Annotated in this window: 13 protein-coding genes; 8 read left to right on the forward strand and 5 right to left on the reverse strand. The window is 67.4% G+C overall.

Annotated features, from left to right (window positions below):
• The first annotated feature begins 1 nt into the window (after position 1).
• Together IE160_RS02420 and IE160_RS02425 are read left to right on the forward strand one after the other, a co-directional pair.
• Complete coding sequence (locus IE160_RS02420) at positions 2–811, forward strand: siderophore-interacting protein (RefSeq protein ID WP_191151558.1); 810 nt, start codon at positions 2–4, stop codon at positions 809–811.
• A gap of 80 nt (positions 812–891) precedes the next feature.
• A complete protein-coding gene (locus tag IE160_RS02425) occupies positions 892–1,437 on the forward strand; it encodes an NADPH-dependent FMN reductase (protein WP_224744534.1) in 546 nt (181 codons plus the stop codon).
• Between the two features lie 18 nt (positions 1,438–1,455).
• Here the strand turns inward: IE160_RS02425 and IE160_RS02430 are convergent, their stop codons facing one another.
• Positions 1,456–2,661 carry an MFS transporter gene (locus IE160_RS02430; protein WP_179873179.1) on the reverse strand — a complete coding sequence of 402 codons (1,206 nt, stop codon included), beginning with the start codon at positions 2,659–2,661 and terminating at the stop codon, positions 1,456–1,458.
• Between the two features lie 309 nt (positions 2,662–2,970).
• Here IE160_RS02430 and IE160_RS02435 point away from each other — a divergent pair, with 309 nt between their 5' ends.
• The 3 genes from IE160_RS02435 (at position 2,971) to IE160_RS02445 (ending at position 8,428) form a co-directional block, all read left to right on the forward strand.
• Positions 2,971–5,457 carry a ribonucleoside-diphosphate reductase subunit alpha gene (locus tag IE160_RS02435; protein ID WP_179873180.1) on the forward strand — a complete coding sequence of 829 codons (2,487 nt, stop codon included), beginning with the start codon at positions 2,971–2,973 and terminating at the stop codon, positions 5,455–5,457.
• Positions 5,458–5,654: 197 nt separating this feature from the next.
• Positions 5,655–6,638: a ribonucleotide-diphosphate reductase subunit beta gene (locus tag IE160_RS02440; protein ID WP_179873181.1), complete on the forward strand. Its 984-nt coding sequence runs from the start codon at positions 5,655–5,657 to the stop codon at positions 6,636–6,638.
• 32 nt (positions 6,639–6,670) lie between these two features.
• A complete protein-coding gene (locus IE160_RS02445; protein ID WP_191151560.1) occupies positions 6,671–8,428 on the forward strand; it encodes an amidohydrolase in 1,758 nt (585 codons plus the stop codon).
• On the opposite strand, the gene IE160_RS02450 is transcribed toward IE160_RS02445, so the two are convergent.
• Positions 8,404–9,459 (reverse strand): DUF2332 domain-containing protein, encoded by a 1,056-nt coding sequence (locus IE160_RS02450; protein WP_348531837.1) that lies wholly within the window; start codon positions 9,457–9,459, stop codon positions 8,404–8,406. The two genes, IE160_RS02445 and IE160_RS02450, sit on opposite strands and share 25 nt — an antisense overlap.
• A complete protein-coding gene (locus IE160_RS02455; protein WP_179873184.1) occupies positions 9,413–10,144 on the reverse strand; it encodes a maleylpyruvate isomerase N-terminal domain-containing protein in 732 nt (243 codons plus the stop codon). Before IE160_RS02455 ends, IE160_RS02450 begins: the two co-directional genes overlap by 47 nt.
• A gap of 93 nt (positions 10,145–10,237) precedes the next feature.
• Between IE160_RS02455 and IE160_RS02460 the strand changes: the two genes are divergently transcribed.
• Positions 10,238–10,609: a VOC family protein gene (locus IE160_RS02460; protein ID WP_179873185.1), complete on the forward strand. Its 372-nt coding sequence runs from the start codon at positions 10,238–10,240 to the stop codon at positions 10,607–10,609.
• 206 nt (positions 10,610–10,815) lie between these two features.
• Here the strand turns inward: IE160_RS02460 and IE160_RS02465 are convergent, their stop codons facing one another.
• Together IE160_RS02465 and IE160_RS02470 are read right to left on the reverse strand one after the other, a co-directional pair.
• On the reverse strand, positions 10,816–12,174 hold the full coding sequence (locus tag IE160_RS02465; protein WP_179873186.1) for a hypothetical protein: 1,359 nt from the start codon (positions 12,172–12,174) through the stop codon (positions 10,816–10,818).
• Positions 12,171–12,515, reverse strand: coding sequence for a PadR family transcriptional regulator (locus IE160_RS02470; protein WP_179873187.1), 345 nt, complete (start codon positions 12,513–12,515; stop codon positions 12,171–12,173). Before IE160_RS02470 ends, IE160_RS02465 begins: the two co-directional genes overlap by 4 nt.
• A 195-nt stretch (positions 12,516–12,710) precedes the next feature.
• On the opposite strand from IE160_RS02470, the gene IE160_RS02475 reads away from it, so the two are divergent.
• A complete protein-coding gene (locus IE160_RS02475; RefSeq protein ID WP_191151561.1) occupies positions 12,711–13,688 on the forward strand; it encodes a hypothetical protein in 978 nt (325 codons plus the stop codon).
• Between the two features lie 71 nt (positions 13,689–13,759).
• Entirely contained in the window at positions 13,760–14,137 is a 378-nt protein-coding gene (locus IE160_RS02480) for a hypothetical protein (protein ID WP_179873189.1), read from the forward strand.
• Positions 14,138–14,164 lie beyond the last annotated feature (27 nt).

The raw sequence follows: 14,164 nt of genomic DNA on the forward strand, positions 1-14,164 counted from the left end.
CATGCCATACACCCTCACGCGCCACCCGTTTACGCCCGCGGTGCGCCAGCTGAGGCTCGGGGCGCGCACGGTCCTCGCGAGCGCCGAGGGTGAGTATCGCGACGGCCGCACCGCCTCGACTGAGCATTACGCGCGCCTGCGGCTCGTCGCGTCGCGACCCGGTGAGCTCGCGGGCTTCATCGCGCCCGGGGGTGGCGACCATGTGCGCATCGTGGTGGGTTCTGCCGAGGGCGGCCCGGTCGTGCTCGACGACGACGGGCACCCTCGTGGCGAGTCCCGCACCGAGACGGTCGTGGCGCACGACGTGACCGAGGGCTGGATCGACGTGGACGTGCTCGTGCACGGCGCGGCGGGCGCCGAGGCCGGCGTGATCGGAGCGTGGGCGGCGCGCGCACCGCTCGGGTCGCCCGGCGTCATGATGGGCCCCAAGGGATCGGTCGTTCTCGACGGCAGCCCCGGTGAGGTCGTTATCGCCGGCGACGACAGCGCACTCCCGGCGGTGCGCCGCTACCTCGGGATGCTCGGCTCGAGCATCACCGGGCACCTGCTGCTCGAGACCCGGTTCGACCTCGCGTCGCTCGGCATCGAGCCGCCCGCGGGGCTGCGGCTGAGCATCCTGAACCCCGATGCCGCGCACCCCAGCGCCGCCCTCGTGAGCGCTCTGCAAGCGCTGCCGGCGCCCACCGACGCCGCCGAGCGCTTCGTCTTCGCGTGCGGCGAGCAGTCGATCGTCGCGCCCGTGCGCCAGGTGCTCGCCGCGTGGGGCATCGACGTCGAGCGTGCCGTCGTGAAGGGCTACTGGAAGCGGTGACCCTCCCGGGTGCCGGGGATTCCCCTGAGTGGGGGAATGTCGTCGAGCAGGGCGCCGTTGTGCGCATCATGACTCGAATCATGATCATCGTCGGTAGCGTTCGCCCCGGCCGCATCGGCCTCCCCATCGCGCAGTGGGTGCGTGAGCGCGTGGAGGCGGCCGGTCACGAGGTCGACTTCGCCGACCTCGCCGAGATCGCGCTACCATTCCTCGACGAGCCTGCGCATCCCGCGAAGAAGCAGTACACGCAGCCGCACACGGTCGCGTGGAGCGAGCGCGTCGACGCCGCGGAGGCGGTCATTCTCGTGACGCCCGAGTACAACCACAGCTACAGCCCGGCGCTCAAGAACGCGCTCGACTTCCTCTTCCGCGAGTGGAGCCGCAAGCCCGTCGCGTTCGTGAGCTACGGCGGAGTCTCCGGCGGCCTGCGGGGCGTCACGGCGCTCGAACCCGTGCTGCTCGCGCTCGGCATGGTGCGCTCGACGGCCGACGTCATCATTCCCGGTGCGAGCCGCCAGATCGAGGATGGCACGCTCGCGCACGACGACTCGCGCGAGCGTGCGATGGAGGCCGTCATCGACGAGCTCGCGTCGCTCGCCGCACCGCTCGCCGCGCTGCGCACATAGCGCGGGGCGCGGGCACGCTCAGCTGATCTGCTGCACGGGCTCCGTGTCGGCCAGGGGGCTCGCATCGCGGCCACGCAGGTCGGGGTGCCAGCCATGGAAGGCGCTCGCGACGATGACGCCGAGGAGGGCGAAGCCGATCGCCGTGTAGAACCCTCCGAGCGGCCCGATCTCGTCGATGAGGAAGCCCGCGACGGCGGAACCGAAGGCCGCGCCGATGAGCTGGCCGGTGCCGAGCCACCCGTAGGCCTCCGCTGTCTCGCTGAACTTCACGCTCGCCGAGACGATCGCGAACATGACGGCGAGGGCGGGTGCGATGCCGATGCCGGCGATGACGAGAGCGAAGGCGAGCCACCAGAATTCCAGGGCGAACGGCGCGGCCGCCATGCCGACGAACAGGATGCCCATGCGGCGCGCGAGCGCCCACGGCCCGATCGGCAGGTGGCCCATCGACAGGCCTCCGACGAGCGAGGCGATCGCCCAGATGCCGAAGAGGATGCCCGCCTCGGCGCCCTCCTCACCGAACACCGCGACGACGCCGACCTCGATCGACGCGGCCGAGCCGATGAGCAGGAAGCCCGTGATGGTCGACAGCAGCATGGCGCGGTTGCGCAGGACGACGCCCATGCGGCGCCGACTGCGCGGGATGCGCACTTTGCCGACCTCGGGGCACGCGATGAACCACGTGCCGCCGCCGATGAGGAACACGGCGGCGACGGCTATGGCAATGACGCTCGAGACCTGCGTGGCGAGGAAGACCGTCATGACCGGCCCCATGATCCAGATGATCTCCTGCGCCGAGGCGTCGAGCGAGAACAGCGGCGTCAGCTGGCGCGATGTCACCATCTTGGGGTAGATCGTGCGCACGGCGGGCTGAATCGGCGGGGTCGACAGCCCGGTGACGAGACCGACGATCATGTAGAGCCAGATGGGCATGGGTGCGAAGGCGATGAGCAGGATGCCCGTGGCGCACACGATGAGCGTGACGACGAGCACGGGGCGCATCCCGAGGGCTCCCATCCATCGGCTCGTGAGGGGGCCGGCGACCGCCTGGCCCACGCTCGTCGCCGCGAGCACGAGGCCCGCGGCCGCGTAGGAGTCGAAGATGCCCTCGATGTGGATGAGGAAGGCGAGCGAGAGCATGCCGGAGGGCAGTCGGGCGGTGAGCTGCGCAGAGATGATGCGCGCCACGCCGGGAGTTCTCAACAGGTCGCCATATCCACTCACAAGGGCACCAGCCTAGAGCCTGTTGGCCAGGTGGACGCATTCTCGGATTTCCGGGCGTTCGGAGGCCTTCCGCGCCGTGTCGGAGGTCGGTGGAAACATGTGCATAACCAGGCGAACTTATGCACAGGTGTGGACGACACGCCCACAAGATGTTGGGTGCCGATCCGACGCGGCACCCGATATATAGTGATCACACCGTGCGCCGGGGGAAGGCGTGCAGAGCCCGGATTTCGGGGCTTTTTCCGACCGTGGACGCCGTTTCGCACGACAGCGAGGCGGCGGCACCGGCGAAACACTGAGGGAGCAGACGTGAGCATCACCGTTGTCAAGCGCGATGGAAGCCGAGAGGCGTACGACGCCAACAAGATCAACCTCGCCATCGAGCACGCCGCCCAGGGCCTCGACGACAACATCACGTGGGTGACGCAGATCGCGAGCGAGCTCGAGCTCACCCTCTTCGACGGCATCACGACGCAGCAGCTCGACGAGGCCGTCATCCAGGTCGCTCTGCAGAACGTGAAGGACGACCCGGCGTTCGACACCGTCGCCGCGCGCCTCCTGCTCAAGACGATCTACAAGCGCGTGCTCGGCGACTACGAGAATGCGGCCGAGCTGCGCGACCTGCACCGCGAGCACTTCGCCGCGTACATTCAGCGCGGCGTGAGCGAGAACCTGCTCGACTCCCGCTTCCCCGACGCCTTCGACCTCGAGGCGCTCGCTGCTGCGCTCGACCCTTCGCACGACGACCTGCTCAAGTACATCGGCGTCGTGACCCTCAACAACCGCTACGGCATCAAGGCGCGCAACGGTCAGCCCCTCGAGACCCCGCAGTACTTCTGGATGCGCGTGGCCATGGGCCTCTCGCTCAACGAGGCCGACCCCACGAGCCACGCCATCGCCTTCTACAAGAAGATGTCGGCGCTCGAGTACCTCGCCGCGGGCTCCACGCTCGTCAACGCCGGCACGAGCTACCCGCAGCTCTCGAACTGCTTCGTCATGGAGATGCAGGACGACATCGAGCACATCGCCAAGAGCGTGCGCGACGTCATGTGGCTCACGAAGGGCACCGGCGGCATCGGCCTCTCCGTGACCAAGCTTCGTGCGCAGGGCTCGCCCATCCGCTCCAACAACACGACCTCCACCGGGCCGATCCCGTTCATGCACACGATCGACTCGGTGCTGCGCGCGGTCAGCCGCGGCGGCAAGAAGTTCGGCGCCCTCTGCTTTTACATGGAGAACTGGCACATGGACTTCCCGGAGTTCCTCGACCTGCGCCAGAACTCCGGCGACCCCTACCGCCGCACCCGCACCGCCAACACGGCCGTCTGGATCAGCGACGAGTTCATGAAGCGCGTGCAGAACGACGAGGACTGGTACCTCTTCGACCCGCTCGAGGTGAGCGACCTCAACGAGCTCTACGGCAAGGCCTTCTCCGCCCGCTACGCCGAGTACGTGGCGATGGCCGAGCGTGGCGAGCTGAACATGTTCAAGAAGATCGGCGCGCGCGAGCAGTTCAAGCAGATCCTCATCTCGCTGCAGTCCTCCAGCCACCCGTGGCTCACGTGGAAGGACACGATCAACAACCGCGCGATCAACAACAACACGGGCACGATCCACCTCTCGAACCTGTGCACCGAGATCTGCCTGCCGCAGGACCGCGACAACATCTCGGTCTGCAACCTCGCCTCGATCAACCTCAGCCGCCACCTCGTGGATGGCCGGCTCGACTTCGCGAAGATCGCCGAGAGCGCGCGGCTCGCGGTGCGCCAGCTCGACAACCTCATCGACATCACCGTGTCGAGCGTCGACGAGGCCGACCACGCCAACACGACCAACCGCGCGATCGGTCTGGGCGTCATGGGCTTCACCGATGTCGTCGAGAAGCTCGGCTACTCCTACGACTCGGAGGAGTCCTTCGACCTCATCGACGAGATCATGGAGCACGTCTCTTACGCGGCGATCGACGAGTCGGCCGAGCTCGCGAAGGAGCGCGGCTCCTACGACAACTTCGCCGGCTCGCGCTGGTCGCAGGGCATCGTGCCGATCGACACGATCGACCTCACCGAGGCCGATCGCGGCCTCGAGATGCAGGTCAACCGCACGACGCGACTCGACTGGGACGCGCTGCGCGAGAAGGTCAAGGGCGGCATGCGCAATGCGACCCTCATGGCCATCGCCCCGACCGCATCCATCGGCCTCGTCGCCGGCACGACGCCGGGACTCGACCCGCAGTTCTCGCAGATCTTCAGCCGCTCCACGAGCTCGGGCAAGTTCCTCGAGGTCAACCGCAACCTCGTCGAGGCGCTGCGCGAGCGCGGGCTGTGGGAGTCGGTGCGCGAGTCGATCCTGCGCAGCCAGGGCGATATCCAGGGCATCAGCGCGATCCCCGACGACGTCAAGGCCACCTACAAGACGAGCTTCCAGCTCTCGCCGTACGCCTTCCTCGAGGTCGCGGCGCGCGCCCAGAAGTGGATCGACCAGGCCATCAGCCGCAACATGTACCTCGAGACGCGCGACGTCGACGAGATGGTCGACATCTACACGGCCGCCTGGAAGAGGGGCGTCAAGACGACCTACTACCTGCACATGAAGCCGCGCCACACGGCCGAGCAGTCGACCGTCAAGGTCAACAAGTCTGAGACCGTCGGCGGCGACGGCTCGAGCACGCGGCGCAAGGGCTTCGGCGCGGCGTCCTCCGGCTCCGCCGCCCCGGCGAGCACCGAGGCGGAGACCGTCGGTGCGTCCGCACCGAAGCGGGGCTTCGGCTTCGGCGGCGCCAGCAAGGCGGCAGAGTGATGCGCCGCGGCCCCCAGGCTTCCGGAGGGACGACGGGCGAGGTGGACTACCTCGTGCCGATCGACCCGATGGACGAGTTGCACTGCGAGAGCTGCCAGTAGGCGCAGCGCTCGGCACGAGCATCCACCCCTGTTTGCTCCTTATTCACCCGCACCGGCCACCGGTGCACTGACGACCAGAAAGACGAGTCACCGACCATGGGCATTCTCGGCACCGGCATTCAGGAGGGCTTGCTGCTCAAGCCCGTCACCTACAAGTGGGCGATGGAGCTGTACGACCAGGCGGTCGCCAACACGTGGTTCCCCAACGAGGTTCAGCTCGGCGAAGACATCGCCGACTTCAAGAAGATGACCGATGAGGAGCGCCACGCGATCACGTTCCTCATGAGCTACTTCAACCCGAACGAGCTGCTCGTCAACAAGGCGCTCGCGTTCGGCGTCTACCCCTACATCAACGCTCCCGAGGCGCACCTCTACCTCGCGAAGCAGATGTGGGAAGAAGCGAACCACTGCATGAGCTTCGAGTACGTGCTCGAGACCTTCCCGATCGACCGCGCGGCCGCCTACGACTCGCACGTGAGCGTGCCGTCGATGGCGCGCAAGGAAGAGTTCGAGGTCAAGTTCATCCGCCGCATGACGGAAGACACGCTCGACATCACGACGACCGAGGGCAAGCAGGACTTCATCCGCAACCTGGTCGCCTACAACGTGATCCTCGAGGGCATCTGGTTCTACAGCGGCTTCATGGTCGCCCTGTCGTTCCGCCAGCGCAATCTGCTGCGCAACTTCGGGTCGCTCGTCGACTGGATCGTGCGCGACGAGAGCCTGCACCTCAAGTTCGGCATCAACCTCATCCTCACCGTGCTCGAAGAGAATGAAGACCTGCAGACGGAGGAGTTCGCGAACGAGATCCGTCAGATGATCCTCGACGCTGTCGAGATGGAGGAGCAGTACAACCACGACCTCCTCCCGGGCGGCATCCTCGGCCTCAACGCGAACTACATCAACCAGTACGTGAAGTACTTGGCCGACCGTCGCCTCGAGGAGCTCGGCTTCGAGACCGAGTACAACGTCACCAACCCGGCGAAGTGGATGGCGACGGCGAACGACACGCTGCAGCTCGTCAACTTCTTCGAGTCGACGAACACGTCGTACGAAGTCAACGCGAAGACCTCGGCATAGCCGAGCCCTTCGCCGACAACCCCCCACGGCCCGTGCCTCACGCTGACCTCCTCTTCCTGGGAGGGGTCGTCCCTCGAGGCGCGGGCCGTGGCGGTTCCGCACGCCCCGAGCCGCTGCAGGTCGCCGTCGTCGACGGGCGCATCGCCGCGATCGACGCCGACCTGAGCGCGTGGCGCGGGCCCGGCACCGAGGTCGTCGATCTCGCGGGCGGGATGCTGCACGCCGGGTTCGTCGACGCCCACATCCACCCCATCCAGGGCGGGTTGGAGCGACTCGGCTGCGACCTCACCTCGGCGTCGACCGCGGCCGAGTACCTCGAGGTCGTCGCGCGGCATGCGCGGGAGCATCCGGCCCGCAGTGACGTGTCGGGCAGCGAGTGGATCACGGGCGGCGGCTGGAGCATGAGCTCATTCCCGGGCGGCACGCCCACCGCGGAGGCGCTCGACGCCGTCGTGCCCGACCGGCCCGTGCTGCTGTTCAACCGAGACCACCACGGGGCATGGTCCAACACGGCCGCGCTGCGCGTCGCCGGCGTCGATGCGTCGACCCCGGACCCGGCCGACGGCCGCATCGAGCGCGACGCCGACGGCCGACCGACCGGCACGCTGCACGAAGGCGCCACGCGACTCGTCTCCGCCTTCGCCCCGCCGACGACGGCCGAGGACGAGCATGCGGCGCTGCTCGAGGCGCAGCGCTACCTGCACTCGGTCGGCGTGACCGGCTGGCAGGACGCCATCGTCGGCTCCTACTTCGGCGCCTCCGACACGGCGCTCGTGTACGCAGCCGCGCTCGAGAGCGGCGAGCTCACCGCCGACGTCGTCGGGGCCATGTGGTGGGATCGCGATCGCGGCATCGAGCAGGTGCGCGAGCTCGTCGCCCGCCGCGACGCTCTCGCTGCCCGCCTCGGGCCCGCTGCGCGCTTCCGTCTGACCGCCGTGAAGATCATGGCCGACGGCGTCATCGAGAACGGCACGGCCTCCCTGCTCGAGCCCTACCTCGGCCCCTTCGGCGAGGGCGAGAACCCGCGCGGGCTCGCCTTCGTCGGCGGGCAGGCGCTCACCGACGCGATCGTCGCCCTCGACGCGGCGGGGCTCTTCGTGCACGTGCACACGATCGGCGACCGGGCGGTGCGCGAGGCGCTGGACGGCTTCGCGGCGGCGCGCGCGGCCAACGGATGGGCAGACCGCGAGGCGACGGATGCGCGGCGCCACCACCTCGCGCACCTGCAGTTCGTGCATCCCGACGATGCGGCACGGTTCGCCGAGCTCGGCGTGACTGCGAACGCGCAGGCCGTGTGGGCCTGCCACGAGCCGCAGATGCGCGAGCTCACCCTGCCCGTCGTAGGCGCCGAGCGCGGCGCGCAGCAGTACCCGTTCGCGAGCATCCTTCATGCGGGTGGCGTAACGGAGCGGCGGGATGCTCGGCCGGTGCTGTGCGCGGGCAGCGACTGGCCCGTCTCGACGCCCGACCCGTGGCAGGCGATCCACGTCGCCGTCAACCGGCGCCTGCCCGTCGACGACCCCGAGTTCGACCCCGAGCCGCTGCTCCCGCACGAAGTGCTGACCCTGGCCGAGGCGCTCGACGCCTACACGGCCGGGTCATCGTGGATCAACGGGCGCGGGCGGGGCGACGCCGAGGTCACCGGAGTTATCGAGGTGGGTGCTGTGGCCGACCTGGCCGCGACCGACCGCGACCCCTTCGCGGGACCCGTCGAGGGCATCCACGAGACGCGCTGCGTCGGCACCTGGGTCGCCGGCCGCCGCGTCTACGAGAGAGGGAGCGCTTCGTAGCTTCCGCCGTGCGGCGCGGCCATGCCCATCGGAACTCCGTCGAGCGCGAGTACGAAGCGCGGGTCGTCGAGCACCCCGCTCGGCAACCGCGGGAGAACGCTTGTCATGACGGAAGCCCCTTCGAGACTCACGTGGCGCGCGCCGGTGCGGTCGATCAGGGTCTGAGCCAGCTGTCGTTGCTGCTCGTCCAGGTAGGCGAACACGGCACTGTGCATGATCACCAGAGTCGCTTCGCTCGGAGCTTCGGCAGCGATGCTCGGCAGGTACTCGAGGAGGTCGCCCTGGACCACCCGAGGAGGGCTTTCAGCGAGAAGACGGAGGGAGTCTCGCAGGCGGACCCGGCGCTCGTCGTGCTCTGGCCAGACTAGGGACTCGAACCAGAGCAGCTCCTCGGCGTCCTGCAGATCGACCGACGACCTATCGATTCCCGCACGCCAGACGATGTGGGGGAGCGAAGTCGGCGACGAAACCGCCATCAGTGAGCACTCGAGCGTGACCCCGCGGGACTCGTTCCGGGGGCGAAGCTCGTGAACGCCGGCGTCGGACAAGAATCGGTATCTATATCGATCGGGGATGAGACACAACCCTGCAGATGCACCCAGCTCCAGCAAAGCGATGGGGCCGGGAATCTGGCTCAGAGCCATCAGGAGAGAAGCGCATCGAGCTGGTTCGTTCGTCTGGTTGATGCGAGTCAGGACCGTGGTGCAGACCGCATCCCAGTTCTGTCCCAACCAGTGCGGGAAGTCCGCGGTGTCAGCGGACGCGCCATGAACTCGAGCGGCAGCGAAGAGGAGATTGGGCTGCCGTTTCTCGCGAGGTAGGGCACTGATTCGCTCACACAGCTCTCCGTCTGCTGCTACGGCGAGGGCCCATGCCTCGTACTGAGCGCTCGAACCGTGAGCCTCCAACGCTGCCCAGCGTCGGTACCCATCGGCTACCGCGTTCATGAGCCGAACGTAGCAGGGCACCGCGAGGCCCAGGACGTCAGCGGTGGATCGGCGCGCCTTCGAACGCGCGCACCAGCGCGGCATCGCCGGTGACGCGGAAGCGGTCGGGCTCGTCGAGCGCGCTCGCCCGCTCCCACAGGAGGAGCAGGAGCGCAGCCGCGGACCCCTCGATCGTCGCCGTCGGGTCGGTCTCGTCGTCGAGCGACCAGTCGGGCGTGAGGGTCCACGTACGGTCGGCGTCGGTCGCGGTCAGGCGTACGGCTCCCGGCAGGGGCTCGAGCGACGCGCGGCTGCGAGCGAGGAACACCCCGAGGAACTCGTCGACGCCGTCGGCGGCGAGCTCGGCGTCGAGCTCGGAGGGCACGGCGAATCGGGAGCCGGGCGCAGTGCGCACGTCGAGCAGGTGCTTGAGCGACTCGAGCACCATGCGCCGCCGCCAGAAGGCGGTCGTGCCGGTGGCGCCGCCGATCACCCAGCACTCGCGATCGTCGCGCTCGAGCTCGGCGAGCAGCTCGGTGCGAGCATCCCGCAGCACCGTCGTCTTGGTGTCGTCGTCGAGAGGCGACTCTGCGCGATCGGCGGGCGAGCCGGTGCGCAGGATCGTCGTGACCCAGCGGTAGACGGCAGTCACGTGGCCGGCGACCGCGCCGACCGTCGGCCACAGGGCAGAGTGCACGGCGTCGTCGGCGCGACGCACGCCGACTTCCTCAAGGAGCGCGGTGGACAGCATCGTGAAGCGCCCGATCGGATCGGAGTGGACGGCGACCATGCGGCGAGCATAACCGCCGCCTCCCCGTGGCCCTCGCGCAGGGGCGTGACGAGGGTTAGAGTCGGCCGCACACGAGTAGACGAGGAGACAGCGATGGATCTGGGTGCATTTTCTGTGAGTCTGGCCGTGAAGGATCTGGCGGCGTCACGCGAGTTCTACTCCGCCCTGGGCTTCGAGGTCGTCGGCGGGCAGGCCGAGGAGGGGTGGCTGATCCTGCGCAACGGGACGACGAACCTGGGCCTGTTCCAGGGGATGTTCGAGGGCAACATCCTCACCTTCAATCCGGGGTGGTCCGCCGAGGCGCAGAACGTCGACCCCTTCACCGACGTGCGGCAAATCGAGACGTCGCTGCTCGATCGGGGCATCGAGCTCGACGAGAAGGTTGCCGCCGACGGCGAGGGCCCCGCCCACATCACCCTGCGCGACCCTGACGGCAATGCGATCCTCATCGACCAGCATCGCTGAGAGCGCGGGGGCCGGGCCCTCGATTCGGCTAGCCGGCGAGGTGCTTCTGGATGCGCTGCACCGAGATCGGGCCGCGGGCTCCGAGCTGCTGCACTGAGCGGGAGATCAGCAACTCCTAGCGCATCCAGCGGGCCTTCACTACCAACCTCGGTGAGTCGGAGACTAGACGCAACGTTCCGCCCGCTCGAGCGCATCGCGAGTTCCTTCTAGTTGAGTGCTCCTGCTGTGTCCAGGCGAGACCCACGCGACATCCACAGCGCGAGCAGTAGCCCAGTGATGGGTGCGAGGAAGGCTACGGCGAAAGTGACAATGAAGCCCACGGTGACTGAGTACCCTGCACCGATTGCTACCGCCACCCCCGAGCGCATGCCGCGTGAGCCGCGAATGCGCCAGTAGGCGACTGTGGCCAAGAAGACTGCGCCGCAGAGGACCGTGGCGAGCACGCCGGCCCATCGAATCGGGGATGCCGCGTCGAACAGCGGCAAGGATGTCACGGCTGCGATCACGAGACCGAGGAGGCTGATACCCACCAAGAGGGAAATGCGCGCACGGAGCTCGCGATAGCGCACCACGGCCAGGCCCGCGAGGGCTAGGACAACCATGAGTGCACTGAGGAATCCGCCGGCGATGCCCCATTGCATCGACTGCGTCCCATCCAAGGCGACCCCGGGCCAATGGGAGCCCGTCAGCGCGAACGCGACCGACATGGTCCCGATGGCAAAGCCTAGCCAGGCGAGAGACGCTGCGGCAGCGCGGCCCAAACCGGACACCGGCTCCGCCGCGACGATCGGCGGTAGCGATCGCGCGCCTCGCTGCTCACGGTGGCCACGGTGGTTCAGCAATAGACTCAGGATCACGATCCCGCTCAGTACGCCCAGGGTCGGTGACAGTAGAGACAACGCGAGTACGGGTGCGGCCAAGACGGCGACGAGGCCAGCCCACGCCCAGCGGTCGACGCGGCTGAAGCCAAGGCATACCAGCGCAGACTGCAGTCCGGTGGCGATGGCCGCGGCCCCCGTCGCCCAGCCGACGGCAATGGAGATCAGCAGTCCGGCCTTGTAGTCGGCCGTCGCGGCGGTTCCCGCTTCTGCAGCAGCGAACGCCGACTCCCACAGCGCGGCCACGGCAAGTGCGGACGCGAACCCAGCCAATGCCAGCACGGCAACGGCTAGCGACGCAAGCGCTCCAAGGGTGCCGCTCTCTCGAAGCAGCGCGGCCAGCGCGGTAGCGATGAGAGCTGGGGCGAGGAACACCTGCAGCACCAGCATGCTGGTACCCAGCCACGGCGCCCCGAAGTACGGAATCACAAGGAGCTGCAAGAGCCCGGCCAGGATTGCAGCGGCTAGGCCCAGGGCAGACAGGAAGATGCCGCTTCGCACGTTGAGTCGTCCGCCAAGACCGTGGCCGACCAGCGAGAGCGTCTCGCGCATCGTCGGTCTTTGCCGACCCTCAGACTCAGCGGCCTCCATCAATGTTCCTAGGATGACATCGGCGTGTTGCTCGCGCCATCGCGACGGATACCATCCGAGAAGTCGACGGTACTGGTCTTCGAGCGCAGCGGTCACGATGGTCCCCCAGCCAGCGCTGTTCGGGACTGGAGTCGTACGCGTGCAGCGCTCGCCCGATCTTCCAGGCGCCGAATCTCAGCAGTCAGCCGGTCGAGGCCCGCCTCGGTCAGACGGTAGTAGCGCCTCACCCGCCCGTCGACTACCTCCTCGCCGTCGGCGACGAGGCAACCGACCCGCTCCAGGCGCTCCAGGGCAGCATAGAGGGTCGCCACTTTGAGCACCACCTCACCTCCGGAGGTTCGCTCGACTTCTCGAATGATTGCATAGCCATGCCGACGCTTGTCGGCGAGGGTGGCCAGAATCCAGAAGGCGGACTCGCCTAGTGACACGTGAGTCATGACTCCATGATACGCCACATGCCGCTATATGAAGGGAAGCGAAATATTCCCTTGTGCGGAGTATGTAAAGTGCATACTCTATTACTCAGAAAGCGAGTGATCTGAGTTGCCCTCGTAGCGGAGGCCATTCTCGCGCGTAGGGCTCCTGCTTACGCGACTCGCTAGGTCACGACCTCAACGAGACGGGAGGTCCACATGCAGAAGCGAGTAGTCGCCGCGGTAGTGTCCGCGGCAGCCCTTGCGATCGGTAGTGTCCAGGCGGCGAACGCGACCGTTGATGATTCGTCACTCGGCGAGCGGGAGCTACTGATCGCGCTCGACGCTGTACCCGACGAGTTCTTGACGATTCCAGATTTGGCCATTCGTCCGAACGAGGACGCTCTCACCGTTCGTCTACCCGTATCCGCGGACGACGATGCGGTGATCTACGGGCCCAACGGCACCCTTTCCATCGGACTGCCATTCGAAACCGGCACGCGGGCCGAACTTAGAGACGGCCTTGCGGGTTTCGACCACGGGAACGGCTCCTGGAGTGTCCCGATCGCCCAGCCGGACGGTTCGGTGCAGATCGCGGCCGTGATCGAGAGTGCAGCCGCGCCAACCGAGTACCGCTACTCACTCAGCCTTCCTGCCGGGGCGGAAGTGCGCGATATCGATGGCCTCGTAACGTTCTGGAACGCTGCGGGCACCTTCCTCGGGGGTGTCGCGCCAGCTTGGGCATTGGACGCCAAGGGCGAGGTCGTGCCGACTTCGTTCCGCGTTGAGGGCAACACGCTGGTGCAGCACGTCGATCACGGGAAGGCGTCGGCTTACCCGGTCGTCGCGGATCCGTGGCTCGGCATCAACCTGTTCCAGGGCCTTTCGACTTCCACTCAGAGCGGGGACATCAGGTACAACTTCTCGCGCACATCATGGGGTGTGTCCGTGCACACCGGACTCGCTCAGGGTGGCGGTGCTGGTGGGCTGGCCGCGGGCATCGCGATTATGCAGAGTGCCGGGTGGGATGAACTCAGGACTCCCTGGCCGGCGATTACCAACAAGGCAACCCTCCGGCAGCAGTACGACTGCCACGTGGTCGGAGGCTACTTTGAGGGCCAGTGGAACCTCGAACGGTTCCGCGCAAACTTCTCCAATTGGCTCCCGACCTCCCTGAGCCATCAGTGCAACTGGTAACCGACCGAGGTTCCCGCGGTCGAGCAATTTTCGGCCGTGGGAACCCGTGCAAGCGAACGAGAGGAACTCTGGTGCGAACCCATGCCCGTCTCCTCGTGCCCGTTGTCGTCGCTGCGGTGGTCTTGTCGGGTTGCAGTGATCCGCGCTCCACCATCGACGCGGGGCATGTCATCGACACCTACGCGCAAGCGAACATCCCAGTATCTGGAATCCGCGACGATTCCGCGTCACTATGCGCCAATCCGGCTCCCTGTGTTCAGGTCGTTCGTACCGACCAGCTCACTGTCTGGCGCTTCGCCACCCGAGAAGACGCCGCGACGTATGCCACTGAAGCGGACGACGCGCATGTGTCCGACTTCATCGTGCTCGAATTCGCGTCAAGTGGGCTCACACCGGCCCAACGACGCGACGCAGCGAGCATGGTTGATTCGATGCACACGAGCGATTGACCTCGACGGAAGGTTGATTGAGATATG

Origin of the sequence: Chryseoglobus sp. 28M-23 (assembly GCF_014789785.1) — a bacterium.
GTDB classification, from domain to species: domain Bacteria; phylum Actinomycetota; class Actinomycetes; order Actinomycetales; family Microbacteriaceae; genus Microcella; species Microcella indica.